At 66.4% G+C, this 24,248-nt stretch carries 24 protein-coding genes; 17 read left to right on the top strand and 7 right to left on the bottom strand.

From position 1 onward, the window contains the following. Positions 1 to 27: 27 nt before the first annotated feature. The 4 genes from ACKTSM_RS02835 to ACKTSM_RS02820 all read right to left on the bottom strand — a co-directional run bounded on the left by ACKTSM_RS02835 (position 28) and on the right by ACKTSM_RS02820 (position 5,250). The gene (locus ACKTSM_RS02835; protein ID WP_407875629.1) at positions 28 to 1,089 is read right to left on the bottom strand and encodes a substrate-binding domain-containing protein; all 1,062 of its coding nucleotides are present in this window, start codon (positions 1,087 to 1,089) and stop codon (positions 28 to 30) included. A gap of 83 nt (positions 1,090 to 1,172) precedes the next feature. Next, positions 1,173 to 2,570 carry an OprO/OprP family phosphate-selective porin gene (locus ACKTSM_RS02830; protein ID WP_407875628.1) on the bottom strand — a complete coding sequence of 466 codons (1,398 nt, stop codon included), beginning with the start codon at positions 2,568 to 2,570 and terminating at the stop codon, positions 1,173 to 1,175. Between the two features lie 137 nt (positions 2,571 to 2,707). Next, complete coding sequence (locus ACKTSM_RS02825) at positions 2,708 to 3,109, bottom strand: acyl-CoA thioesterase (RefSeq protein ID WP_407875627.1); 402 nt, start codon at positions 3,107 to 3,109, stop codon at positions 2,708 to 2,710. Continuing rightward, positions 3,106 to 5,250, bottom strand: a complete 2,145-nt coding sequence (locus tag ACKTSM_RS02820; protein WP_407876404.1) for a S9 family peptidase — start codon at positions 5,248 to 5,250, stop codon at positions 3,106 to 3,108. Before ACKTSM_RS02820 ends, ACKTSM_RS02825 begins: the two co-directional genes overlap by 4 nt. Before the next feature lie 168 nt (positions 5,251 to 5,418). On the opposite strand from ACKTSM_RS02820, the gene ACKTSM_RS02815 reads away from it, so the two are divergent. The 6 genes from ACKTSM_RS02815 (at position 5,419) to ACKTSM_RS02790 (ending at position 11,365) form a co-directional block, all read left to right on the top strand. Then, a complete protein-coding gene (locus ACKTSM_RS02815; RefSeq protein ID WP_407875626.1) occupies positions 5,419 to 7,236 on the top strand; it encodes an aminopeptidase P family protein in 1,818 nt (605 codons plus the stop codon). 97 nt (positions 7,237 to 7,333) lie between these two features. Continuing rightward, positions 7,334 to 7,717 (top strand): VOC family protein, encoded by a 384-nt coding sequence (locus ACKTSM_RS02810; RefSeq protein WP_407875625.1) that lies wholly within the window; start codon positions 7,334 to 7,336, stop codon positions 7,715 to 7,717. Further along, complete coding sequence (locus ACKTSM_RS02805; RefSeq protein ID WP_407875624.1) at positions 7,714 to 8,109, top strand: cupin; 396 nt, start codon at positions 7,714 to 7,716, stop codon at positions 8,107 to 8,109. The genes ACKTSM_RS02810 and ACKTSM_RS02805 overlap by 4 nt, the downstream gene beginning before the upstream one ends. 305 nt (positions 8,110 to 8,414) lie before the next feature. Continuing rightward, positions 8,415 to 9,101: an EF-hand domain-containing protein gene (locus ACKTSM_RS02800; protein WP_407875623.1), complete on the top strand. Its 687-nt coding sequence runs from the start codon at positions 8,415 to 8,417 to the stop codon at positions 9,099 to 9,101. 102 nt (positions 9,102 to 9,203) lie between these two features. Then, on the top strand, positions 9,204 to 9,947 hold the full coding sequence (locus ACKTSM_RS02795; protein WP_407875622.1) for a response regulator: 744 nt from the start codon (positions 9,204 to 9,206) through the stop codon (positions 9,945 to 9,947). Continuing rightward, positions 9,944 to 11,365 (top strand): ATP-binding protein, encoded by a 1,422-nt coding sequence (locus tag ACKTSM_RS02790; RefSeq protein ID WP_407875621.1) that lies wholly within the window; start codon positions 9,944 to 9,946, stop codon positions 11,363 to 11,365. Before ACKTSM_RS02795 ends, ACKTSM_RS02790 begins: the two co-directional genes overlap by 4 nt. On the opposite strand, the gene ACKTSM_RS02785 is transcribed toward ACKTSM_RS02790, so the two are convergent. Continuing rightward, positions 11,362 to 12,936, bottom strand: coding sequence for a helicase HerA-like domain-containing protein (locus ACKTSM_RS02785; RefSeq protein WP_407875620.1), 1,575 nt, complete (start codon positions 12,934 to 12,936; stop codon positions 11,362 to 11,364). The two genes, ACKTSM_RS02790 and ACKTSM_RS02785, sit on opposite strands and share 4 nt — an antisense overlap. A 109-nt stretch (positions 12,937 to 13,045) precedes the next feature. On the opposite strand from ACKTSM_RS02785, the gene pabB reads away from it, so the two are divergent. The 5 genes from pabB to ACKTSM_RS02760 all read left to right on the top strand — a co-directional run bounded on the left by pabB (position 13,046) and on the right by ACKTSM_RS02760 (position 17,129). After that, entirely contained in the window at positions 13,046 to 14,893 is a 1,848-nt protein-coding gene (gene pabB / locus ACKTSM_RS02780) for an aminodeoxychorismate synthase component I (protein WP_407875619.1), read from the top strand. Beyond that, positions 14,890 to 15,624, top strand: a complete 735-nt coding sequence (locus tag ACKTSM_RS02775) for an RluA family pseudouridine synthase (RefSeq protein ID WP_407875618.1) — start codon at positions 14,890 to 14,892, stop codon at positions 15,622 to 15,624. The genes pabB and ACKTSM_RS02775 overlap by 4 nt, the downstream gene beginning before the upstream one ends. Next, positions 15,617 to 16,045 carry an alternative ribosome rescue aminoacyl-tRNA hydrolase ArfB gene (gene arfB / locus ACKTSM_RS02770; protein WP_407875617.1) on the top strand — a complete coding sequence of 143 codons (429 nt, stop codon included), beginning with the start codon at positions 15,617 to 15,619 and terminating at the stop codon, positions 16,043 to 16,045. The genes ACKTSM_RS02775 and arfB overlap by 8 nt, the downstream gene beginning before the upstream one ends. A gap of 140 nt (positions 16,046 to 16,185) precedes the next feature. Beyond that, entirely contained in the window at positions 16,186 to 16,353 is a 168-nt protein-coding gene (gene rpmG / locus ACKTSM_RS02765; RefSeq protein ID WP_007165948.1) for a 50S ribosomal protein L33, read from the top strand. A 143-nt stretch (positions 16,354 to 16,496) separates the two neighbouring features. Then, positions 16,497 to 17,129, top strand: a complete 633-nt coding sequence (locus ACKTSM_RS02760; RefSeq protein ID WP_407875616.1) for a LolA family protein — start codon at positions 16,497 to 16,499, stop codon at positions 17,127 to 17,129. A gap of 245 nt (positions 17,130 to 17,374) precedes the next feature. On the opposite strand, the gene ACKTSM_RS02755 is transcribed toward ACKTSM_RS02760, so the two are convergent. Continuing rightward, positions 17,375 to 18,835 carry an alkaline phosphatase gene (locus ACKTSM_RS02755; protein WP_407875615.1) on the bottom strand — a complete coding sequence of 487 codons (1,461 nt, stop codon included), beginning with the start codon at positions 18,833 to 18,835 and terminating at the stop codon, positions 17,375 to 17,377. Between the two features lie 106 nt (positions 18,836 to 18,941). Between ACKTSM_RS02755 and xth the strand changes: the two genes are divergently transcribed. From xth to ACKTSM_RS02740, 3 genes are read left to right on the top strand one after another with little or no spacing between them, the layout of a single operon-like run. Next, positions 18,942 to 19,730, top strand: coding sequence for an exodeoxyribonuclease III (gene xth / locus ACKTSM_RS02750; protein WP_407875614.1), 789 nt, complete (start codon positions 18,942 to 18,944; stop codon positions 19,728 to 19,730). 38 nt (positions 19,731 to 19,768) lie between these two features. Further along, positions 19,769 to 20,809: a GTP cyclohydrolase II gene (ribA, locus tag ACKTSM_RS02745; protein WP_407875613.1), complete on the top strand. Its 1,041-nt coding sequence runs from the start codon at positions 19,769 to 19,771 to the stop codon at positions 20,807 to 20,809. Further along, a complete protein-coding gene (locus ACKTSM_RS02740) occupies positions 20,806 to 21,318 on the top strand; it encodes a GNAT family N-acetyltransferase (RefSeq protein WP_407875612.1) in 513 nt (170 codons plus the stop codon). Before ribA ends, ACKTSM_RS02740 begins: the two co-directional genes overlap by 4 nt. 21 nt (positions 21,319 to 21,339) lie before the next feature. Here ACKTSM_RS02740 and ACKTSM_RS02735 read toward each other — a convergent pair whose 3' ends face one another. Next, positions 21,340 to 22,347, bottom strand: coding sequence for a right-handed parallel beta-helix repeat-containing protein (locus ACKTSM_RS02735; RefSeq protein ID WP_407875611.1), 1,008 nt, complete (start codon positions 22,345 to 22,347; stop codon positions 21,340 to 21,342). A gap of 154 nt (positions 22,348 to 22,501) precedes the next feature. Here ACKTSM_RS02735 and ACKTSM_RS02730 point away from each other — a divergent pair, with 154 nt between their 5' ends. Genes ACKTSM_RS02730 through ACKTSM_RS02720 form a run of 3 tightly spaced genes read left to right on the top strand, consistent with a single transcriptional unit; the run spans position 22,502 to position 24,245 of the window. After that, complete coding sequence (locus tag ACKTSM_RS02730) at positions 22,502 to 22,807, top strand: hypothetical protein (RefSeq protein WP_407875610.1); 306 nt, start codon at positions 22,502 to 22,504, stop codon at positions 22,805 to 22,807. Next, the gene (locus ACKTSM_RS02725; protein ID WP_407875609.1) at positions 22,804 to 23,064 is read left to right on the top strand and encodes a hypothetical protein; all 261 of its coding nucleotides are present in this window, start codon (positions 22,804 to 22,806) and stop codon (positions 23,062 to 23,064) included. Before ACKTSM_RS02730 ends, ACKTSM_RS02725 begins: the two co-directional genes overlap by 4 nt. Continuing rightward, positions 23,061 to 24,245, top strand: a complete 1,185-nt coding sequence (locus ACKTSM_RS02720) for an acyl-CoA dehydrogenase family protein (RefSeq protein ID WP_407875608.1) — start codon at positions 23,061 to 23,063, stop codon at positions 24,243 to 24,245. Before ACKTSM_RS02725 ends, ACKTSM_RS02720 begins: the two co-directional genes overlap by 4 nt. The last annotated feature ends 3 nt before the right edge of the window (positions 24,246 to 24,248 follow it).

The raw sequence follows: 24,248 nt of genomic DNA, 5'->3' as shown, positions 1-24,248 counted from the left end.
CCCCTCGTCTTCATGCCTTGCAGGCGATTACTCGGCCGCGGCCTCGCCGGTCAGATCGGCGCGGGTCATGGTCAGCTGCTCGTTCACCCGGCGTGTGTTTTCGGCCATCGCGTCATCGGGCGAAGCCACCATGCCGACGCTGGCAAGCGGGCCGCCTGCGCCCCACATGCTCACCCATTGCTGGAGATATTCGGCCAGCCCGGGGATCGCGCCGATATGTGCCTTCTTGACATAGACATAGAGCGGGCGGGCGCCGGGATAGGTGAAGTTCGAGATGTTCTCATAGGTCGGGTCGACCCCGTTCATCGGAAGGCCCTGCACCTTGTCGGCGTTCTCTTCGAGATAGGAGAAGCCGAAAATGCCGACCGAGCGCGGATTGCCCTCGATCTTCTGGACGATCAGGTTGTCCTGCTCGCCCTGGTCGACATAGGCGCCGTCCGAGCGCACCTCGGTGCAGATCCGCTGGTGGCGGTCCTCGTCCTCGTCCTTGAGCGCTTCCATCGCCGGGTTGCTGTCGCACCCGACCTCGAGCACCAGTTCCTTGAGCGCGTCGCGCGTGCCGCTCGTGCTCGGCGGGCCATAGACCAGGATCGGTTCGGCCGGCAGCGAGGGGTCGACATCGGCCCAGGTCTGCGCGGTCTGTTCCTCGCCATAGGGATTGGCCGCGAGCGCCTCGTAGACGATCTGCGGGGTCAGGTTGAGCATGATGCCGCCCTGCGAGGAAGCGAAGGCGATCCCGTCGAGCCCGACCTGGAGTTCGATGATGTCGGTCACACCGTTCTGCTGGCAGGTGTCGAATTCGCCCGGCTTCATCCGGCGCGAGGCATTGGCCATGTCGGGGGTCTGCGGGCCGACACCCTGGCAAAACAGCTGCATGCCGCCGCCGGTGCCGGTCGATTCGATCAGCGGCGACTGGAATTGCGGGTTCGAACGGACGAAGCTCTCGGCCACCTGCTTGGCGAAGGGAAAGACGGTCGAGGAACCGACCGCGCGGATCGAACCGCGCGTGCCGCCGCCCGAGCCGCTGTCACAGGCCGTCAGCGAAAGAGCTGCCACGAGGGCCATTGCAAGAGTGCTTTTCGACTTCATGTTGGTGATCCTTGGATTGGGGACTTTGTGCGCGTTACCGGCGCATTGTGTAAGTCGTTTGACAGGGAAGGGCCAGCCGGCCCCTAGAAATCGACCTGCGCGCGGATTGCGACGACATCGACGCCGTAATCGCGCGATCCGCTCGCGGTTGCGAACGCAGCGTCGGAATATTCGAGCCGCCCGTAATTGGCGAGCAGCGCGGTGTAATCGGTCGGCTTCCACACGATCGAGGCGTAATAGCCGTCCTGCGTGCCGCCGATGATCGCCCCGTCATTGAGATCGAGCCGGTCATAGCGCAGGTTCACCTGCACCGAACCCGAACCGCCTTCGCCGACCGGGTTTTCCGGCTTGGTGCGGTCGAACTTGCCGCCCTTGTATCCGCGGCTGTCGCCTTCGGTGAGGAAGTATCCGACCTCGGCATAACCGCCAAAGAAGCCGGCATCGGGGCCACCGAAGGGATCCTCGACCATCTGCCAATAGCCTTCGGCAACGGCGTGGAACGGCCCTGCGATGACCGCGGCCTCGAGCCCGAGGCCGAACTCGGATGCGGCATCGAACCGCCCGGTATTGACCAGCCGGTCCGAGGTGAAGTGCACCAGCGGGCGCTGGCGATAGCGGACCTGGCTGCCGCGTTCGAGATCGGCATAGTGAACCGATCCGCCCAGATGCAGCCGGGTGTCGCCGATTTCGGGGTGGAACACGATGCGCCCGTCGAGGCTCCAGTTCTTGTTCGACAGGTCTTCCATATTGTCGGAAAATCCGCCCGCCTGCACCATCACGTCGCCCGCCGCATAGGTGACGCCCGCACCCACGCGCCGCTCGAAGCCGAAGGCATCGGTGAAGGCGGCGCGCTCGATGAAGCTGGTGTGGAGGCTGCTGGTCAGCTCCTCGAGCGACTGGAAATTGTTGAACTGGCCGACGGCAAATTCGGTATTTCCGGTCTCGTAGCTCACGATCGCATCGGCGACCGCGATGTCGTTACCGGCAAAGTCGACCTCGAACTTGTAGCCGAAACCGCCGGGCATATCACCCGACACGCCAAGCCGCGCGCGGCGCGCCTCGCTGCCGAAACCAGTGTCGATCCCGGTGCCGTCGGGCGCTGCAATGGTGCCTGCATCATATTGCAGGCGGCCGCGCGGCTTGAAGCTCCAGCCGCTTTCGGTCGAGACCTCGGGCGCGCCCTTGAATGCGGTCCGGGTGCCATCGCCTGCCTCGTCGGCGGCGATAGCGGCGGACGCCTCGGCCCGGGCAGCTTGCGCAGCGGCGGTGGCAGCCTCGGCCTGCGCGCTCGCCGCGCTGGCTTCGGCTTCGGCTGCGTCCAGTTCGGCTTCGAGCGCATCGACCCGTTCGGCCATGGCCTGCATCTCGGCGCGCATGGCCGCCAGTTCCTCGCGAAGGGTGTCGCTGTCCTGCGCGACAAGCGGGCTGGAAGCGGCTACAAGCGCCGTCACGAGAGCGAGTTTGGAAATGCTCGGTTTCATCACACATCCTGACTGATTGCGGATGCACGCGATCTAGAGGGCCGGTGTGAAGCGTGCGTGACAAGCTTGTGAAGGCTTTGTGACAGGCAGCATCTCTTGCAAGGGCGCACGAGGCTGCGCCCTGCCTCGATGGTCCGTTACGCGGTGAAGGGGGCGAGCACTTCGGGCCTGACCCGCGCGAGCCGCCCGCTTTCGCGTTCGAGCATGGCCCATGTGGTTGCCGCCAAGACCAGCCGCTTGCCGTCAGCGCCAAGGAATTCGACCCGACGCACCGATTTCGCCCCGCGCGGGCTGCCCTCGATCCAGGTCGTGCCCTCCGCGCTTTCGCCTGCCGCGATATTGCCGCGGTAATCGATCTCGTGGCGGACAACGACCCAGAAATAGCGCCCCCGGTCCTCGCTGCGCGCTGCGGTCTCCCAGTGCTCGGTCGCCAATTGCTGGATCCACTGGACCCAGACCGAATTGTTCACGTGCCCGAGCTCGTCGATATGCTCGGGCAGCGCGGTGAAACTGCGGGAAAAGCGCGGAGGCTCGCTCACTCGGCTCCCTCGGCCATACCCAATTGCCACAGGATGAAGGCGTATTCCTCCGCCGTTTCGCGCAAGCTGTTCCACCGGCCCGACTGGCCGCCATGGCCCGCGCCCATATTGGTCTTCAGAAGCAGGGTGTTGTCGTCGGTCTTCATGTCGCGCAGGCGCGCGACCCACTTGGCCGGTTCCCAATAGGTGACGCGCGGATCGTTGAGCCCGGCGGTCACCAGCATGGGCGGGTAATCCTGCGCCTTGACCTGGTCATAGGGCGAATAGGACAGGATATAGGCAAAGGCGGCCTTGTCCTCGATCGGGTTGCCCCATTCCTGCCATTCGCCCGGCGTCAGCGGAAGCTCGGCATTGAGCATGGTGTTCAGCACGTCGACAAAGGGCACGTGCGCGACGATCGCGCCATATTGCCGCGGGTCCTGGTTGACGATCGCGCCCATCAGCTCGCCGCCGGCCGAACCGCCGCTCGCCGTGACCATGCCTTCGGCGGTGAAGCCGCGCGCGATCAGCCCGCGCCCGGCATCGATGAAGTCGTTGAAGGTGTTGGTCCGCTCGAACAGCTTGCCCTGCAGATACCAGCGCCGCCCGAGATCGTCTCCGCCGCGAATATGCGCGATGGCATAGGCAAAACCGCGATCGACGAGGCTCAGACGCGTGGTCGAAAAGCCCGGCGGCACGGCATAGCCATAGGCGCCATAGGCATAGAGGTGGAGCGGTCCCGGCCCCTCGATCCCCTGCGCCGCGAGAATGTCCGCGCGGTCCTTGCGCATGACCACGCTGACCGGGATCATCGTCCCGTCGCGCGCCTGCACCTCGACCCGCTCGGTGGTGTAAAGCGATGCGTCGTAACCGCTCGGTATTTCCTGGGTCTTGAGCAGGTTCAGCGAGGCGCTCGCCACGTCGTAATCATAGACCGAATCGGGCGTGACCATGCTTTCGTAGGAAAGGCGGAGCACGGTCTGGTCGTATTCGGGATTGTTCGACAGGCCCGCATCATAGCTCGCCTCGGGAAAGGCGATCGGCTGCGCGCTGGTGGGCGCGTCGTAAGTGCGGATCTCGACCTGGTCGAGGCCGTTGCGCCGGCCCTCGGTGACGAAGAAGGTCTCGAACAGTTCGAAATCGGTGAGATAGAATTCATCCGATCCCGCAATCACCGTCTCCCAGTCGCCCGGCGCGGCGATATCGGCGCGCGCGAGGCGGAAATTGATGTGCTCGTCATTGGTCCACACCCACACGGTGCCTTCGCGGATATCGACCGAATATTCGACGCCCTTCGCGCGCGGCTTGACCAGCACCTGTTCGCCGGTCGGATCGGCGGCGGAGACGAAACGCACCTCGCTCGTCTCGTTGTCGCCGCTCGAAATGATGAGATAGTCTTCCTGCGCGCTCAGCCCTGCGCCGACCGAGAAGCTCTCGTCCTGTTCTTCGTAAAGGATGACATCGTCTTCGACCCTGGTGCCGATGACATGCATCCGCGCATCGAGAACGCGCCAGTTCTCGTTCGCCTTGCCATAGACGATCGCGGTGTCATTCGCGACCCAGGTCAGGCTGGTGCGAGTTTCGGGGATGGTGTCGGCGAGCAGTTCGCCGGTTTCCAGGTCCTTGATCACCGCGGTGTAGCGCTCGGCTCCGCTGGTGTCGGTCGAATAGGCCAGGAACCGCCCGTTGCGGCTCACCGACAGCGCGCCGAGGCGGAAATATTCGTGCCCCTCGGCGAGCGCGTTTTCATCGAGGATCAGCACGCCTTGAGCGTCATCGCCAGCGGCGACGGGCTTGCGGTAATGCTTGCGGTATTGCGCGCCTTCGTCGAATTCGGACCAGTAGAGATAGTCGCCGCGACGCTGCGGAACGGTCGAATCGTCCTCCTTGATCCGCGCCCGCATCTCGGTGAACAAAGCCTCGGTCAGCGCGGCCTGCGGTTCCATTGCCGCCTCGAAATAGGCGTTTTCCGCGCGCACGTAATCGAGCACGTCCTCGTCGTCGATTTCCGGATAGGACTTGTCGTAAAGCCAGTCATAGGGATCGGAAATGGTGATCCCGTGATGGGTGTAGCTGTGCTCGCGCTTTTCGGCGACTGGCGGAGTGGTGGTCACGCTCGATATGTCCTCGTGAGTGTCTGCAAGGGCTGCGCCGGATGTCATCGCGGCAAAGGTGGCGGCGCAGGCGAACAGGGTGGGCAGGCGGTTGAGCAAGGGGTCTGGTCCTTCGCGGGTGGAAAGCGGTGGCCAAGCGGCCTATGTGGAAGGCTTCTAGACATTCCCACCCGCGCGGCAAGCCTTGGCGCGGGCCAGATTGAGGCCAATTCCCCCATGTTGATGCAAACCCACGAAGCCCGCCTGAAAGCCCTGCGCGAAGAATTGAAGCGCCGCGGCCTGACCGGCTTCATCGTCCCGATCTCCGATGAACACATGAGCGAATATGTCGGCGATTACGCACAGCGCCTGCAATGGCTGACGGGATTTGGCGGCTCGGCGGGCTTTGCCGCGGTGACGCTCACCGATGCCGCGATCTTCGTCGACGGGCGCTACACCGTGCAGGTGCGCGACCAGGTCGATGAAAAGCTGTTCGCATATCGCTCGATCCCCGGCGACAGCCTCGGCGACTGGCTCACCGAAGTGTGCGAGGACGGCGCGAAGATTGCCTATGATCCCTGGCTCCACACCTGGGCCTGGGTCGAGGCGCTCGAGGAGAAGGTCGAGCCGGCCGGCATCGCCATGGTCCCTGCCAAGGGCAATCCGATCGACGCGGTGTGGTCCGACCAGCCCGCTCCTTCGGACGCCGCTGCGATGGTCCACACCGAAGAGCTCGCCGGACGCCCGTCCGCCGAAAAGCGCGCCGAAATCGCCGACTGGCTGGGCGAGAACCGGCTCGATGCGCTGGTGGTGCCAGCGCTCGATTCGGTTGCATGGCTGCTCAATATCCGCGGCGCCGACGTGTCGCACACCCCGGTTGCCCTGTCCTATGCGATCGTCCACCAGGATGGCCGCGCCGAATTGTTCATCGAACCCGGCAAGATCACGCCCGACGTTGCCAAGCATCTCGGCAATGCGGTGACCGTGCGCGATCGCAGCGAATTCGAAACCGCGCTCGCGGGCGAATTCGCAGGCAAGAAGGTCAGCGTCGATCCCGATTTCGGCGTGGTCGGCATCGCCCAGGCGCTGCGTTCGGGCGGCGCGCAGTTTTCCTTTCGCCGCGACCCCACCATCCTTGCCAAGGCGATCAAGAACCCCGCCGAAATTGCCGGCCACCGCGATGCGCAGGCGCGCGACGGGGCCGCGGTGTCGCGCTTCCTGCGCTGGCTCGAGGAAACCGCGCCCTCGGGCACGGTCGACGAGCTTTCGGCCGCGGCAAAGCTGCTCGAATTCCGCAAGGCCCATGGCGATCTGCGCGATACCAGCTTCGACACCATCTCGGCGGCAGCGGGCCACGCGGCCCTGCCGCATTACCGGGTCGATGAAGACAGCAACATCACCATTCCGCCCGGTTCGATCTATCTCGTCGACAGCGGCGGCCAATATCCTGCCGGCACCACCGACATCACCCGCACCGTGTGGATCGACACGCAAGAAGGCGCCGAGCCGAGCGCGGAGATGAAGGATCGCTATACCCGCGTGCTCAAGGGCCATATCCAGATCGACCGCGCCGTCTTCCCGCAAGGGACCTGCGGCGGGCAGATCGATGCCTTCGCGCGCCAGTATCTTTGGGAAGCGGGCGTCGATTATGCGCATGGGACCGGGCACGGCGTCGGCAGCTTTCTCGGCGTGCACGAAGGCCCGCAACGCATTGCCAAGCCCGGCGGCGGGCAGGCGGGCACCGCCCAGGAACTCCATGCCGGCATGATCTGTTCGAACGAGCCGGGCTATTACAAGCCGGAATGCTACGGGATCCGGATCGAGAACCTCGTTCTCACGGTCGAGCGCGAGATCGCGGGGTCAGAGGGGCGCTATCTCGGCTTCGACTGCCTCACCTTCGTGCCGATCGACCGGCGCCTGATCGACAAGGCGCTGCTGACACAAGGCGAGATCGACTGGCTTGATGATTACCACACCAGGGTGCGCGACATCCTCATGCCCCAGCTCGAAGGCGAAGACCGCGCCTGGGTGGAACGCCAGACCGCGCCGCTCTGATTGTCAGCGCGGCGATGATTGCGCCGGGCCATATGTTCTAGTAATGTTCTACCCGAACCGAGTCGCGCAGGGCGACCGGCAAGGGAGAACACGCAGCATGATCGGCTATGTAACGCTTGGAACCAATGACTTGCCGCGCGCGGCGACTTTCTACGACGCGATTGCGCAGCATTTCGGCGTGGGTCGGATGATGGAGTTCGACAGCTTCATCGCATGGGGCGAAATGGGCGGCGCGCCGGGCATCGCCGCAACCAAGCCTTTCGATGAGAGGGAAGCGACCCCGGGCAATGGCACCATGGTCGCGCTCCAGGTCGATGGTCCCGACAAGGTGCAGGCGGTCTACGACACCGCGATCGCGCATGGCGGCAGCGACGAAGGCGCGCCCGGTCCGCGCGGCGACGACGGTTTTTACGCAGGCTATTTCCGCGATCCCGATGGCAACAAGCTCAACGTCTTCTGCATGACCGCGCCCCCGGCATGAGCGTCCGGCGCCTCGATGAGGCCTTCATCCATCTCGGCCTGGGGGCGAGCGCGGTGCCGCAGCCGACCTTCACCGGGATGGAGTGGTATGAAGGTTATATCGCGCGCCACGGCGATGACGGGGCCGAGGGGCGATTGGTTTCGCAGCACAGCTTTAGCGAGGATTGGCCTGCCTGGGAGATGCACCCGCGCGGAAGCGAGGTGGTGATCTGCACGGCCGGGACGATGGTGCTCACCCAGGAATTTCCCGACGGAACGCGCCGCGAAACCACGCTAGGCGCGGGCGAATATGCCATCAATCCGCCGGGCGTGTGGCACATCGCCGATATCGCCGATCACGCCACCGCGATCTTCATCACCGCGGGCGAAGGCACCGAGCACCGTCCGCGCTGACCGGATCGGCCCGGACGCCCCGTCGCACGCGGGGGAACGCTTGCACGCGGGGGAAACCCTTGCACCCGGGTGAACGCGCCTGCGATCCTGTTACAAGGCGCGACAAAACAGGGCTATCCCGGCATAATCCTGCGACAAGAAGGCCCTAGAACGGGTCTCATGAAGCGCAGGCGGGACGACCATCTCCCTTCCCCGAATGCGGTCTCATGCGGCGCGCCCCTTTCGCGGGGCTTCGCACTTCGCTGCAAGATCGCCCGACCCGTTTGCGCTTCGCCCGGATACGAGGAAGAGCAAAGAGGATCACGATGAAGACAGTCACCATTACCCTTTCCGCGCTTGCGCTCGCCGTTGGCGGCGCGGGCATTGCAACGGCCCAGCACATGGGCGAACGCGGCTTTGCCGCTGCCGATGCCGATGGCAATGGCGAGGTAACCCTTGCCGAAATGCAGGCCAAGGCGCGCGAACGCTTTGCCAGGATGGATGCCAATGGCGATGGCGAGCTGAGCCGCGAAGACCGCGAAGCACGCCGCGCCGAGCGGTTTGCCCGCGCCGATGCCGATGGCGACGGCGAACTGACCCGTGCCGAGATGGCCGCCGCCCGCGAAGCGCGCCGCGCCGAGCGCCGTACCCGCCGCGCCGCACGCGCCGAGCACCGCTTCGAACGGATCGATGCCGACGGCAATGGCGCGATCTCGCAGGCCGAGATCGAAGCCGCGCGCGCCGAGCATGGCGAACGTGCGGGACGCGGCCAGATGCGCCGGGCCCGCCACGCCCGCCGCGGCCATGCCATGCGCATGCTCGCCCGCGCCGATGCCAACGGCGACCAGGTCGTCTCTGCTGCCGAATTCGACGCGCTGATTGCCGAGCGTTTCGCCCGGGTCGACACTGACAATTCAGGGGCAATCAGTGCCGAAGAGCACCAGGCCGCACGCGAAGCCATGCGCGAGGAGCGCCGCGAACGCCGACAGCAGCGTCGCAACGGCGCACGCTGAAGCAGGCCTGCCATCAAGGCCCGACCAGCGGCCCTGTGTGCGCCCGTTCTCGCAAGGGACGGGTTGCACGCCGGGCCGCAGCCTTTCATGAAAGCTGCAAGGATGGATGACAGCCAAGACCCCCGGATCCTGCTGGTCGATGACGAGCCGACCCTGCGCGAACCGCTCGCCGAATATCTCGGTGGGCAGGGTTTCGCGGTCACCGAGGCCGACAGCGCCGCCGCCGCGCGCGCGGCGGTGACCGGCGATGCGCCCGATCTCGTCCTGCTCGATATCATGATGCCGGGCGAGGACGGGCTTTCGCTGTGCCGCCACCTGGTTGAAACGCGCCAGATTCCCGTCATCTTCCTCACCGCGCGCGGCGAGGCCACCGACCGGATCGTCGGGCTCGAACTGGGCGCCGACGATTATGTCGTGAAACCCTTCGAACCGCGCGAACTGGTCGCCCGGATCCGCACGGTGCTGCGCCGTGTCGCACGTTCGGACGGCGCCGATACCGCGATGGAGGACTGGAACTACCGCTTCGAGGGCTGGACGCTCGACCCGCTCAAGCGCAAGCTCACCGATCCCGAAGGCGTCACCGTGCCGCTCTCGACCGCCGAGTTTCGCCTGCTTCGCGCGCTGTGCGATCACCCGCGCCAAGTGCTCGACCGTGACCTCCTGCTCGATCTCGTCCAAGGGCGCACCGCCAATCCGTTCGACCGCGCAGTCGACAACCAGGTCAGCCGCCTGCGCCGCAAGATCGAGGCCGACACTTCCAATCCGCAGCTCGTCCAGACCGTTCGCGGCGGCGGCTACCGCCTTGCTGCGAGCGTCGAGCGCATCCCGCCCGACAGGTCGGCGTGATCCGCCTGTGGCCCTCGAGCCTGCTCGGCCAGGTGCTCGCAAGCGTCGCTGCCGCCCTGCTGGTCGCGCAGGTCGTCGCGGTGCTGCTGATCGTGCGCGCGGCCGATGAAAGGCGCGAGACCGCTCTGGCCGCGAGCGCCGCGATCCAGCTCGTCAGCGGGGCCGAGCGCGCGGCCTTGAGCGAGGCATTCGGCCCCGCGCGCCGTGCCGCCATGCGCGCCGGGCGCGGCAGAGGTCGCGCAATGCCGCCGCCGCTGCGTTACACCACCGCCGAAGCGCCGCCCGTCCTCGCCAACCAGCCCGGACCCGAGGGCGCGCGCGAGGCAAGGCTGCGCGAGGCGCTGCTTCTCGAAGGCGTTGCCCCGCACCAGGTCGTGGTCGCCACCCGGCGCGCGGGCGATGACCCGGCGCTCATCGCCTTTGCCGAAGACCGTCCGCGCTTTGCGCGCCGCAATGCCTGGCGCACGCGCGACCTCTATGTCGCCGCGATCCAGCGTGAGCCCGATGCGCGCTGGGAGATCGTCCGCCTGTTCGAGCCGAACCGGCCGCGCTCGGCCCTGGGCGTGCTGATCTTCCAGACGCTGATCGCCTTCGCCTTCCTGTTTGCCGCCCTGTGGTTCGTGCTGCGCCGGATCACCCGCCCGCTCGCACGGCTGACCGAGCGGGTCAGCGACTTTTCGCGCGAGCCGGGGCGCGTGGTCCTGCTCGAGGAAAGCGGGCCGTCCGACACCCGCCGGCTGATCGCCGCGCACAACGCCATGGAGCGGCGGATCGCGGCCCTGCTCGATGAAAAGGACGTGATGCTCGGAGCGATCGGTCACGATCTCAAGACCCCGCTCGCCGCCTTGCGGGTGCGGATCGAAAGCGTGCCCGACAGCGCCCAGCGCGAACGCATGGCCGCCTCGATCGAGGATATCACCGCAACGCTCGACGACATCCTCTCGCTCAGCCGGGTCGGGCGCGACGGGGCGGGTATCGAGAAGGCCGATCTCGGCGCGCTGGCCGAGGCCACGGTCGAGGAATTTGCCGTTCTCGGCCAGCCGGTCACCCTTTGCGATCCGCCCGGTGCGCGCAAGCGGATCGTCGCGCCCGTGCAGGTCACCTGGGTCAAGCGCGCGCTCAGGAACCTCATCTCGAACGCGGTGCGCTATGGCGGAACCGCGCGCGTGAGCCTCGCCGCGCAGGACGGATCCGCAGTGTTCACGATCGAGGACGACGGGCCGGGGATCGATCCTGCGCGCATCGCCGACATGATGGAGCCCTTCACCCGCGGCGAGGCCTCGCGCAACCGGGCGACCGGCGGGGCCGGACTGGGCCTTGCCCTGGCGCGCGCGATCGCGCTCCAGCACGGCGGAACGCTGGTCCTTACCAATCGCGAGACCGGCGGGCTTTCCGCCGAACTGCGCCTGCCGCTCTAGCGCATCAATCCGCCGATCAGGTTGCGCACGAAGCGGCCGGCGATCGGTCCAGCAAGATCGGTCGCGATCGAGCCGGCTGCCGAGGTGACTCCGCTGCGCATCGGGTTGGCGCGCGACTTGCGCCCCAGCACCGCCGCCGCTGCCGCGCCCGCGACCGAGCCGGCTGCGACCTTGGTTCCGCGAGACAGCGCCTTTTCCCAGATCGACTTGGTCTTGCGCGGCCGCTTGCGGACTTCCTCCTCGCCCTTTTCGGCGACTTCCTCGGCTGTCTTGGCGGCGTCCTCGGCCTTGGCGAGCAGGACTTCCTCGGCGCTTTCGCGGTCGACCGCCTCGTCATACTTGCCTTCGAACGGGCTGATCGACTGGATGATCGCGCGTTCCTTTTTCGTCACCGGCCCCAGCCGCGAACGCGGCGGCTTGATCAGCGTGCGCTGGACGATGGTGGGCGCGCCGTCTTCGTCGAGGGTCGAGACCAGCGCCTCGCCCACCTTCAATTCGGTGATCGCTTCCTCGACATCGAGCTCCTCGTTGATCCGGAAGGTCTCGGCCGCGGCGCGGATCGCGCGCTGGTCGCGCTTGGTGAAGGCGCGAAGGGCATGCTGGACCCTGTTGCCGAGCTGGCCTGCCACTTCCTCGGGGATGTCGATGGGGTTCTGGGTGACGAAGAACACGCCCACCCCCTTCGACCGGATCAGCCGCACGACCTGTTCGATCTTTTCCTCGAGCGCGCGCGGCGCATCGTCAAAGAGCAGGTGCGCCTCGTCGAAAAAGAACACCAGGGTCGGCTTTTCGGGGTCGCCCACTTCGGGCAGGCTCTCGAACAATTCGGCGAGCAGCCACAACAGGAATGTCGCGTAAAGCTTGGGGCTGCGCATCAGCTTGTCGGCGGCGAGCACGTTGACATAGCCGCGCCCGTTTTCGTCGGTCTTGAGAAAATCGTCGATCTCGAGCGCCGGCTCGCCGAAGAAATGGTCCGCGCCCTGCGCCTCGAAGGAAAGCAGCTGGCGCTGGATCGCACCGACCGACTGTTTCGAGACATTGCCATAGGTGCCCGACAATTCCTTGGCATTGTCATAGGCCCAGCCGAGCATGGATTGCAGGTCGCCGAAATCGAGCAGCAGCAGGCCGTTGTCGTCGGCGTGGCGGAAGACAATCTGGAGCACGCCTTCCTGGGTGTCGTTGAGGTCGAGCAGGCGGGCCAGCAGCAGCGGGCCCATTTCCGAAATCGTGGTGCGGATCGGGTGGCCCTGTTCGCCGTAAAGGTCCCAGAAGATCACCGGATTGTCTGAATAGGCATAGTCGTCCATGCCCAGTTCCTTCGCCCGCCCTTCAAGCTTGTCGGCGTGCTTGAAGGTGGACGAACCGGGCATGGCGATGCCCGACAGGTCGCCCTTCACGTCGGCGACGAAAACCGGCACGCCATTGGCGGAAAAGCTCTCCGCAAGCCCCTGAAGGGTCACCGTCTTGCCGGTCCCGGTCGCGCCCGCGATCAGCCCGTGGCGGTTGGCGCGTTCAAGCGCGAGATGCTGGTTTTCGCCATTGCCGCCCAGTCCAAGAAAAATGTCGCTCATTTGTCGCTCGTGTCCCTCGTCTCCGGTGCCCCTCGCGCATCCCTGCCGGTGGCAGACCAAGCGGTCAACCTATCGACTTGAGCCAAGCAGGGTTCTAAAGGGTCAGGCAATGGTTTCTGCCAGCCCTCCTGCCCCATCGGTATTGCTCGACGACGCGCGCCACGACGGCGCGGCCGATGCGCTGTTCTACACGAACCCGCGCGAGGTGTTCGTCGCCATGCGCGCAAGCGAGGTCGCCGACACGCTCGCTGCTGCCGATGCCGCGCGCGCGGATGGCGTCGAGCTTGCCGGCTACCTCGCCTACGAGGCGGGGCTGGCATTGGAAGACAGGCTTGCGCCGCTTGCCGATGCGCGAAGCGGGGCGATGGGGCCGCTGGTGTGGCTTGGCCTGTTCGATCCGCCCGAACGCATCGCCGCCGAAGAAATGCCCGCATGGCTGGAGGCCCGCGCCGATGACACCGTGCCGGCGCGGCTCGGCCCGCTCGATCCGCAATTGTCGCCGGGCGGCTATGACGCGGCCTTCGCCCGGCTGATCGAGGCGATCCATGCCGGTGACATCTACCAGGCCAACCTCACCTACCCGCTGGCAGGCTCCTATCGCGGCGATCCGCTGGCGCTCTATGCACGGCTGCGGCAGGCGGCGAGCGCGGGCTATGGCGGAGCGGTGTTCGACGGGTCGCACTGGCTGCTCAGCTTCTCGCCCGAACTGTTCGTCTCGCTCGACGGGGATTCGGCCAAGGCCAAGCCGATGAAGGGCACCCGCCCGCGCAGCGATGATCCCGCGCGCGATGCCGAGCTTGCCGAGGAATTGGCCGCGAGCGTCAAGGACAAGGCGGAAAACCTGATGATCGTCGACCTGATGCGCAACGACTTGTCGCGGGTCGCGGTGCCCGGCAGCGTCCGGGTCGATGCGCCCTTCGCGGTCGAAAGCTATCCGACGGTGCACCAGATGGTCTCGAGCGTGCGCGCCGAACTGGCCGAGGGCAAGGGCGCGATGGACCTCGTGCGCGCGCTGTTCCCCTGCGGCTCGATCACCGGCGCGCCGAAGATTCGAGCGATGGAACTGATCGGCGAGACCGAGCGCGATGCGCGCGGCCCCTATTGCGGGGCGATCGGGCGGATCGGCGCTGCTGGCACAGGCAGCGGCGGCACAGCGGCGTTCAATGTCGCGATCCGCACGCTGCGTCTCACCGAAATCGAGAACGCACAAGGCCACGCCGTGCTCGGCGTCGGATCGGCGATCGTCGCTGACAGCGATTGCATGGGCGAGCGGCGCGAATGCGAGGTCAAGGCGGGCTTTGCGCGCGCCTCCTCTCGCCATCACGCCGCGCCGGGTTTCGATCTGATCGAGACCATGGCTTTCGACCCTGAACAGGGGATCGCGCTGCTCGAGACGCACCTTGCGCGGATCAAGCGCAGCGCGGCCGAACTGGGCTTTGCCTTCGACCGGCACGCCGCGCGCAACCAGATCCAGGCCTTGTGCTTCGAGCTGGAAGAGCCTGCCAAGCTGCGGCTTTTGCTCGCCCGCAGTGGCGCGACCGCGCTCGAGACCGGGCCGATGCCCGAACCTTTCCCTGCTCCGGTCAGGATCGCCGCGCTCGCGCACCCGCTCGATCCGTCCGACTGGCGTCTTGTGCACAAGACCACCGATCGCGGATTCTACGAAGACGCGCAAACCGCCGCGCGCGCTCTGGGGGCGGACGATGCCGTTCTGGTTCGCGCCGACGGGCTTGTAACCGAGGGCAGCTATACCAACATCTTCGTGCGCAGCGGCGAGCCGGACACCTTCATCTGGCTCACCCCGCCTGCGCGGCTCGGCCTGTTGCCGGGCGTGCTGCGCGAAAGCCTGATCGAACAGGGCAAAGCGCGCGAAGCCGAGCTTACTCTCGATGACCTTGCTGGCGGCTTCCAGCTCGGCAATGCGGTGCGAGGGCTGTTTGCAGCCGAACTGATATGACCATTCCCATCCTCTACGAAGACGGCGAAGCGCTGGTGATCGACAAGCCGGCAGGGCTCCCGGTCGACCGGCCGCGCCGCGGCGGGCCGTCCCTTGACGACCATCTCGACGAACTGAAGCTGGGCTTCCAGCGCCGCCCGATGCCGGTTCACCGGCTCGACACCGATACCTCCGGTTGCCTGCTGCTGGCGCGCAACCCCAAGGCCCTGAAGCGTTTCAACAAGGCGTTCGAGGACCGGCTGGTGGGCAAGACCTATCTCGCCGTCATCGATGCCGAGCCGAGCGAGACGTCGGGAACGATCGAATTGTCGCTGTCCAAGATCAGTTCGGCCGAAAAGGGCTGGCGGATGATCGCGGCGAAAAAGGGCAAGCCGGCGATCTCTCACTGGGAACTGCTTGAAACCATCGGCGAGGGCGACAGGAAGCGTTCGCTGATCCGCTTCCGGCCGGAAACCGGACGCACCCACCAATTGCGGGTCCATGCCCTGCTCGGCCTCGGGGCGCCGCTGCTGGGCGATCCGGTCTATGGCCCGGTGCGCGGGCAGAACAAGGGCGCGCCGCGCACCATGCTTCACGCCGAGACGATCACGGTGGAGCGCGACGGCAAGCCGACCATCACGGCGCGCGCGCCGTTTCCCGAGGATTTCGTCCGAGCCGGACTTTCCGATCCCGGCCCAGCGCCGATCGCCGGGTGCGAGGCCGCGCCCGATTCGCCCGACAACGATGGATGACAGCGCGCCCCAGGACGTGATCGCGCGCGCCCACGCGCATGCCGAGGAAAGTTTTCTCGCAGGTTCGGGACCGGGCGGACAGAATGCCAACAAGGTGGCGACCGAGGTGCAATTGCGCGTCAATGTCTATGCGCTGCGGCTCGCCCCGCCGGTCCTGGAGCGGCTGCGCGACCAGGCGGGCTCGAAACTGACCGCCGCGGGTGACCTCATCATAACCGCGCGCAGTCACCGCACGCAGGAAGCCAACCGCAGCGAGGCGCGCGAGAAACTCGAAGCCATGCTCGAAGCGGCGCACCGCGCGCCCAAGAAGCGCGCCCGCTCCCGCGTGAACCGCGTGGGCAAGACCCAGCGGCTCAAGGCCAAGAAAGCGCGCGGCGACGTGAAGGCCAAGCGCGGCAAGGTCAGCCGGTCCGACTGGTGAGAGCGCTTGACTTTTGCCGGTGAATCGGCAAATGGGCGCGGCTTGAAGGGCGGTGCTGCCACGTCTCGTGCGCGCCGCCTTGATGTTTTTCGGCCGATCCCGCTGATGGGGCGGCCTCCACCCGATCTTAGGATACCGCCATGGCGAAGCCCGCAACCGTCAAGATCAAGCTCGTCTCGACCGAGGGCACGGGCTTCTATTACGTGACCAAGAAGAACCCGCGCAACATCACCGAAAAGATGGTGTTCCGCAAATACGACCCGGTCGCCAAGAAGCATGTCGAGTTCAAGGAAGCGAAGATCAAGTAAGCCCCTCGTCGCGGGCTGCTTGCGATTCGTCTGAACGCGCGGAACAATCCGATTAAGACGCGGTTCAACGCCTCGACTGTAACTGACGAGGCATGACCATGCTCACATCACTTCGACGTGCCCTTTCCAGGGGTGCTTTCCCGATGGCGCTCGCTGCTGCGGGCGCCGCGATCGTTCCTGCTGCGACCATGCTCGCTCCGGCCGAGCCGGCGGCGGCGCAGGCCCGTTCCGGCGATCTCGACCGCGCGGTTGCCGCCTTGCGCGGCATTTCGACCATGCGCGCCGATTTCACCCAGACCGACCGCGCCGGCAATTCGGCGCGCGGGGTGATGACGCTCAAGCGGCCGGGCAAGATCCGCTTCGATTACGGCAAGGATGCCGACCTGCTGGTGGTCTCCAATGGCCGCTCGCTCTACATGATCGATTACGCGGTCAACCAGGTCGAGCGCTGGCCGATCCGCAACTCGCCGCTTGGCGCGCTGCTCGATCCCAATCGCGACGTGAAGCAATACGGCACGCTGGTCCCGACCGGCAGTTCGGACGTGATCAGCATCGATGTGCGCGATCCCGACCGTCCCGAATTCGGGCGGATGAACCTGATCTTCGTTCGCAATCCCAATGCCCCGGGCGGGCTTCAGCTCACTCACTGGGTCGCGCTCGATGCGCAGAACCACCGGACCACGGTCAGGCTTGCGAATCACCGCTACGGCGTGGCTGTTCCCGAGAGCACGTTCCGCTTCGACGACCCGCGCCGTTCGTCTCGTCGCCCGCGCTGAACCGCGCGCCGACGAACCGGCGATATGGTGCGATGAACGGGGGTGATCGTTCATCGAAACGAAAGCCGGATCGCCGTAATTCATGGTGACAAGGCCGGGCTTTGTGGAAGGGTTTCCCCCCTGTTGTCCTTCCCCCCCAAGCGGCCCGCCTTGCGCAAAAGCGTGACGAACGCTGACAACGAACCCCTGTGCCAACGCCCCCGGCACAGGGGTTTTTTGTTTGCCCGCCTCTCTTTTGCTAAAACTTACTCCCAGCCGAAAGCCTTGCGGATGATCGCATAGATCACGTTCTGCTCGATCACTCCGCGCGCGCGGTGCGCGCCGGGGCCCTGCGCATAGAGCGCGACGTCCTCGCCTGCATGGGTTTCGCCGCTGGTGGGGATCGCCGATTGCTGGCGCGCGGTGATGCCGGTCTCGGGCATCGGGCGTTCGGCCATGTTGGCGATCGCTCCGGGGCCGTTGCCATAGCCGAGCGTGGTGTAGGGCTTGCCGTCCTCGGCGAGCGCGGGCTCGTCGGTGCCGCCGGTCTCGTCGGCAGGCGGGACCACGAGACCCAGGATGTCATTGCCGCGCCGCGGATAGCCGGCAATGGTGAAGACGTGGCTGTGATCGGCAGTGACCATGATCAGCGTTTCTTCGGGATCGGTGTTGTCGATCGCGTACTGGATCGCGCGCGCGAACTCGACCGCCTCCTCGAGCGCGACCCCGGCATAGCCGCCGTGATGCGCGTGATCGATCCGGCCGCTTTCGACCATCAGGTAATAGCCTTCGGGATCGGTTCCGAGCCGCGCGATCGCCTGGGCGGTCATGTCGGTGAGCGTCGGCTCGCTCGCCCCTTCCGCCGGGTCGGCAGCGCGTTCGGCCATGAAGGTCATGTGGCTTTGCGCAAACAGGCCGAACACCGGCGCGTCCATCGGCGCTGCAGCGAGTTCCTCGGCGGTGGTGACATAGGTTCCACCGGTGCGTGCGGCCCAGCCAGCCGGAAGGTCTGCGCCAGCCTCGCGGCGCCAGCCCCCTGCCTCGCTGCCGTAGAACGCGCCGGCCCCGCCGCCCAGCGCGACATCGAAATCGAACCCGACCAGCTGGGTAGCGATGTCCTCGCATTGCGCGCCGCCATCCTCGTCGGTCGCCTCGACTAAGGATTCCCACCCGCGTTCGGTGGCGCGGGCATAGACGCTCGCCGGCGTCGCATGGGTGATCCGCGCGGTCGAGACGATGCCGAGCGCGAGACCCCGCTCGGCCACTTCCTCGCCCAGCAGCGGCAGCGGGTGAGCGAGCGTGCCCGCGCAGGAGCCGCGCTCCGCCTGCGGGCCGACGCCGAGAAAGCCGATCCGGGTCTTTTCGCCCGAATGGATCGCGGTCGCGGTACCCGCGCTGTCGGGCACCTGGGCATTGGTGTTGTAGGTCTTCACCAGCGCGACGTTGTCGAAGGTCTCGAACGGCAGGACGTGTTCCTCGCCGGATCCGCCCAGTTTCTGCCCGGCATAGATGCGCGCGGCGGTGATGGTCGAGATGCCCATGCCATCGCCGATAAAGACGATCACGTTCTTCGCGCGCGGCGCCGCCTCCGGCTCTGCGGCGGCGGCAGCGGTGTTCGCGGCCTCTTCCTCGCCGTAATGGTTGATCGTGGTGGTGGTACAACCGCCAAGCGCGAGCGCACTGGTCGACAGGGCGAGCGTCAAGGCGGGGGCGAGGGTGCGGTTCATCGTGTCTTTCTCCGGCAGAACTTGTGAGCCATGCGCTATCGTTTTCGCGCTCCGGGGGAAAGTGAAAGGTGGAGTTTCGCGCAGCCACGCCTTAAGTGGCGTGCCCATGATTTCTGTTGCCACCTGGAACATCAATTCGGTCCGCCTGCGCATTGACCAGGTCAAGCGCTACCTCGCCGAACACGCGCCCGATATCCTGTGCCTGCAGGAGATCAAGTGCCAGGAACACCAGTTCCCCGCCGAAGCGCTGGCCGAAGCGGGATACGAGCACCAGGTCGTGTGCGGACAGAAGGGCTATCACGGCGTCGCCACCGTCAGCCGCGTCCCGATCCGCGAATATTCGCGCCACGACTGGCAGGACAATGGCGAGGCGCGCCATGTCGGGGTCGAGGTGATCGGCAGGGACATGCTGGTCGAGAACGTCTACGTGCCCGCCGGCGGCGATGTCCCCGACCGCGAGGTCAATGCGAAATTCGGCCAGAAGCTCGACTTCCTCGAACGCATGACCCGCTGGGCCGACACGGTCGAAAAGCCCACCTTGATTGTCGGCGATTTCAACATCGCCCCGCTCGAAAGCGACGTGTGGAGCCACAAGCAATTGCTCAAGGTGGTCAGCCACACCCCGCTCGAGGTCGAAACGCTTCAGCGCTTCAAGGACGCGCATGGCTGGACCGATATCGGGCGCGAACATATCCGCGATCCCGAACGTTATTACAGCTGGTGGTCCTATCGCTCGCCCGACTGGCGCAAGAACGATCGCGGGCGGCGGCTCGATCACATGTGGGCCAGCCCCGAGCTGGCGCGGCAGGCGAGCGCGCATCGCGTGCTGGAAGAGGCACGGAGCTGGGAGAAGCCGTCCGACCACGTGCCGCTCGTCACCGAGTTCGATATTTGACGGCCTCGCCCACCCCTTCGCGCCGCGCGGCGCAGGCGGTGGACGCGCTACGGCACGGCTGGCCGATCGTCTTCGAGCCTGGTGGCGGCGCGAGGCGCACGCTGCTGCCCGTAGAGACCGCGATTGCGAGCGAGGCGCGCAGCGAGACAGTGTTGATTTCGGCTGCGCGTGCAGCAACGCTCAAACTTGCCAACCAGCGCGAGGCGGCACGGCCGCACGGACCGGTGCTGATCGAGGGGGGCGAACCCTTCGCGCTCGCCGACGCGGTGCCGATCGCCGATCCCGCGCTCGACCTCGCTCACCCGCTCAAGGGGCCGTTCCGCGCCCTGCCGCTGGAATGGGAGGCCATGGCCGAGGCGGCGATGGAACTGGCGCGGATCGCAGGGATCCTGCCCGCCTTTCTCGTCGATCCCGAACAGGCGGGTGAAGCGCAGCCGGTCGCTGTCGCCGATCTCGAAGCCTATGGCGCGAGCCGGGACCTGCGGATCGTCACCCGCGCGCGGCTGCCTGTCAGCGCCAGCGAGGACGCGGAGATCATCGCCTTCCGCTCCCTTGACGACACCCGCGAACATGTCGCGCTCATCATCGGCAAGCAGACCGGCGACCGCCCCCCGCTGGTGCGGCTGCATTCGGAATGCCTGACAGGGGACATCCTCGGCAGCCTGAAATGCGATTGCGGCCCGCAGCTCGATGCCGCGCTTCACGCCATGGCGCGCCACGCGAGCGAGGACTGCGGCTGGGGCGCGCTTCTCTACATGCGGCAGGAAGGGCGCGGGATCGGCCTCGTCAACAAGCTTCGCGCCTACCGGTTGCAGGACGAGGGCTTCGACACGCTCGATGCCAACCGCCGGCTGGGCCTGCCCGACGAGGCGCGCGATTTCGCCACGGCTGCGCGCATGCTCGACCTGCTCGGCGCGGGCGAGATCCGGTTGATGACAAACAACCCGGCGAAAGTCGCAGCGCTCGAGGAGGCCGGGATCACCATCGCCGAGCGCGTGCCGCACCAGCTGGCCGACAATCCGCACAATGCCCGCTATCTCGCGACCAAGCGTGACCGTTCGGGGCACTTGCTGACATGATCGGGCCCGAGATCGCGATCACCATCCGCCCCGAAGCGCCGGGCGACGAGAAAATCATCTTCGCGCTCACCGAGGCCGCCTTCAGCGACATGGAGCATTCGGACGGCGACGAGCAGCACCTCGTCGACCGCCTGCGCGCCGACGGCGATCTCGCGCTCTCGCTGGTGGCAGAGGACGGCGAGCGGATCGTCGGCCAAATTGCCTTTTCCCCGGTCGAAATCGCCGACGGGGCGCAAGGCTGGTTCGGGCTCGGCCCGGTCTCGGTCTGGCCCGAATTGCAGCGCAAGGGCATTGGCGGCGCGTTGATCCGGCGCGGGATCGCCGATCTGCGCGCACGCGGCGCAAGGGGCATCGTCCTGCTCGGCAGCGACACCTATTATCCGCGTTTCGGCTTCGAACCCGCAGCGCCGATGACCTACGCGCCCGCGCCCGCGCGCTATTTCCAGGCGCTGGTGCTTGATGGCGACAAGCCTTCAGGCGCGGTTTCGTATGCGCGCGCTTTCGGTTAGATTTCGCAGCGTCCGCGCGCGCTATCGCCTCTCGTAACCGGTCAAACCGCGCGCGAGCCGGTTGCCCGACATGGCGATGCGCGACCCGGTCCAGTCGGCGACGAAGGCGCTCGACCGGCGCAGACCGGGAACGAAGCGCGCTTCGTTGTCAGCAATGACGAGGCCGTCGGAGGCGTGGAGCAGTGTCTCGGCGCCCAGTGCGATGAAGGCGGAGTGGTTCTGTTTGTCGCGGCCCTGCACGAACCAGTTGCCCGCGATCTGCCCCGTGGTGCCGGCAGGCAGGTCGATCATGTAATTGGTCCCCGACCCGGCCGAATCGTCAAAACTGCTATTGGTGATGACCACGCTCGCAGCGCGCGCCTTGACGTAATGCCCGCCGCGCCCGCGCTCGAAGCGGCTCTCGGTCACGGTCAGCCGCCCGTAATTGCCGATATAGATCGCATGAGCGCACCCGGCCGAGTTCTCGCACGTGCCCAGCCCCGAAAAGGTCGAACTGGTGATGAAAATCTGCGCGGCCGGGTCATTTCCGGTGAGAATGCCCTGCTGGCTGTTCGAAAAGCGCGATCGCACCACGTTGAGCGCACCGCGTTCGAGGCGGATGCCCGCCCCGTTGCCATCGCGAACCGAGATGCCGGTGAAGTGGATGCCGCGCACTTCGGCGCCGAGCCCGCGCAGCACCAGCGCCGCCTTGCCCTCGCAAGCGCGCCCGGCAAAGGTCACGCTGCCCGGATCGCGCGCCTCGTAGGTGATCACGCCCGCACGCTGGACCGCGCATCGGCGATAGGTGCCCGGCGCGATCGCAATGGTCGCGCGCCGATCGCCCACCGCGTCAATGGCCGACTGGAGGCTCGAAAACCCCTGCCCGGTCTCGACCAATGTGAATGCGGCCCCCGCACCGGCTTGCGCGCGGGCGGGCGAGGCGCTCGCCGCCAGGGCGAGGCCAAGTATCATGGCGAGAAAGGCGAGGTCGAACTGGTCGGCGGCGGCGCGCAGGAGCGTTCGGGCGGAGGGTCGAGCGTGGGTGGCCATGTTGCGGACATTACACGGGCCGCGCCGTGAACCCGCGCTGAAAGAGTGCCGGTGTGCCGTTTCGATGCAGCAATTCGCGCTTGGCTTAACGCGATGCTCGCCGCTACACCGTGCCGCGACGATTTTCCTCAATTGCCGATCAGGAGACCCACCGATGAAAAAGACTGCAATCCTTGCCGCCATGGGCACCGCGCTGACGCTGGCCGCGTGCGGCGACACCACTGATGCCTCGACCGAGGCGATGCCCGACACGGTCGAAATGCCCGCCGAAGAAGCGCTCGCCCCGATCGAGGCAGAACCGGTCGAGGCCGGGCCCGAGGCCGCTGCGCCGGTCGATCCGACCGAAACCGCGCCTGACCCTGTCACGACCAACGAAGCAGCCGATGCGGCCGCCGATGTCGCCGCCGAAGCGCAGGCCGCGATCGATGCCGCCGAGGCCGCCGCTGCGGTGGAAGAGTGATCCCAGGCGGCATCTGCATTCGCCGAGCCTTATTCGCGGGGGCCGCCACCGGGCTGGCCCTCGCGCTTGCCGCCTGCGATGGCGGCGGTGCCGACGGGCCAGGCGCGGTGAGTGAGGGCGAGGCACGCGCGCTCGACGAGGCGGCCGAAATGCTCGAGCAGCGCAACCTGCCCGAGGGCGCGCTCCCGCCGGTCGAAATGCCGATCGAGCAGGCTCCGGCAGCGCAAGACAGTGACAATGCGGAAGGCGGTGCATGAGCGCGCACAATCCCGGCATGGATGCCGATACGTTCGAACAATTCCACGAACAACTCACCCGCTATGTGCGCGAACGGCTGATCCCGGCCGAGGAAGAGGTGATCGCCGATGACGCGGTCCCGGCGCAGATCATCGACGAGATGCGCGAGATGGGCCTGTTCGGCATTTCGGTGCCCGAAGAATATGGCGGGGCAGGGCTCAACGTGACCCAGTATGCGCGGGTCGTGAACACGATGAGCTATGTCGCGCCCGCCTATCGCTCGATCTTCTCGATCAATGTCGGGATGTTCGCCAGCGCGCTCAAGAACGGCGCGACCGAGGCGCAGCGCGCCGAATATTACCCCAAGCTGGTCGAAGGCAAGATCGCCTGCTTCGGCCTGACCGAGCCGGGATCGGGCAGCGATTCGGCGGCGATGCAGACCACCGCGACGCGCGATCCCGATGGCAATGGCTGGGTGCTCAACGGCACCAAGCGCTACATTACCAATGCGCCCCATGCCGATGTCGCGCTGATCATGGCGCGCACCGAAAAGGAGGCGTTGCCCAAGAACGCGCATGTCTCGGCGTTCCTCGTGCCGATGGACACGCCGGGCATATCGACCGGTTCGCCCGACAAGAAGATGGGCCAGGCCGGCAGCCACATTTCCGACATCATGCTCGACGATGTGAAGGTCCCGGGCGAAGCGCTGCTGGGCGGTGAGACCGGCAAGGGTTTCCGCTTCGCCATGCAGAGCCTCGACAACGGCCGGATCTCGGTCGGCGCTGCGGCGACAGGCTATGCCCGGCGCGCGCTCGATTCGGCGATCCGCTATGCCAATGAGCGCAAGGCCTTTGGCGAGCCGATCGCGCGGTTCCAGCTGATCCAGGCAATGCTCGCCGACAGCGAGATCGAAATCTACGCTGCCGAGGCGATGATGGCCGATGTCACCGCGCGCGCGGACCGGGGCGAGAACATCCTGGTCAAGGCAGCCGCGTTCAAGGTCTTCGCATCCGAGATGTGCGGCCGCGTGGTCGACCGGGTGGTGCAGGTCTATGGCGGCGCGGGCTACCTCGCCGAATACGATGCCGAACGCTTCTTCCGCGATGCCCGCATCTACCGCATTTACGAGGGCACCACGCAGATCCTCCAGCTCCAGATCGCCAAGCACATGCTGCGCGAATGGGAAGCGGCGAACGGGTGAGCC

The organism is Qipengyuania nanhaisediminis, assembly GCF_045862805.1.
GTDB classification, from domain to species: domain Bacteria; phylum Pseudomonadota; class Alphaproteobacteria; order Sphingomonadales; family Sphingomonadaceae; genus Erythrobacter; species Erythrobacter nanhaisediminis_A.
Note: the sequence above shows the minus strand (reverse complement) of the source record. Positions and strands in the feature narration are given on the sequence as shown.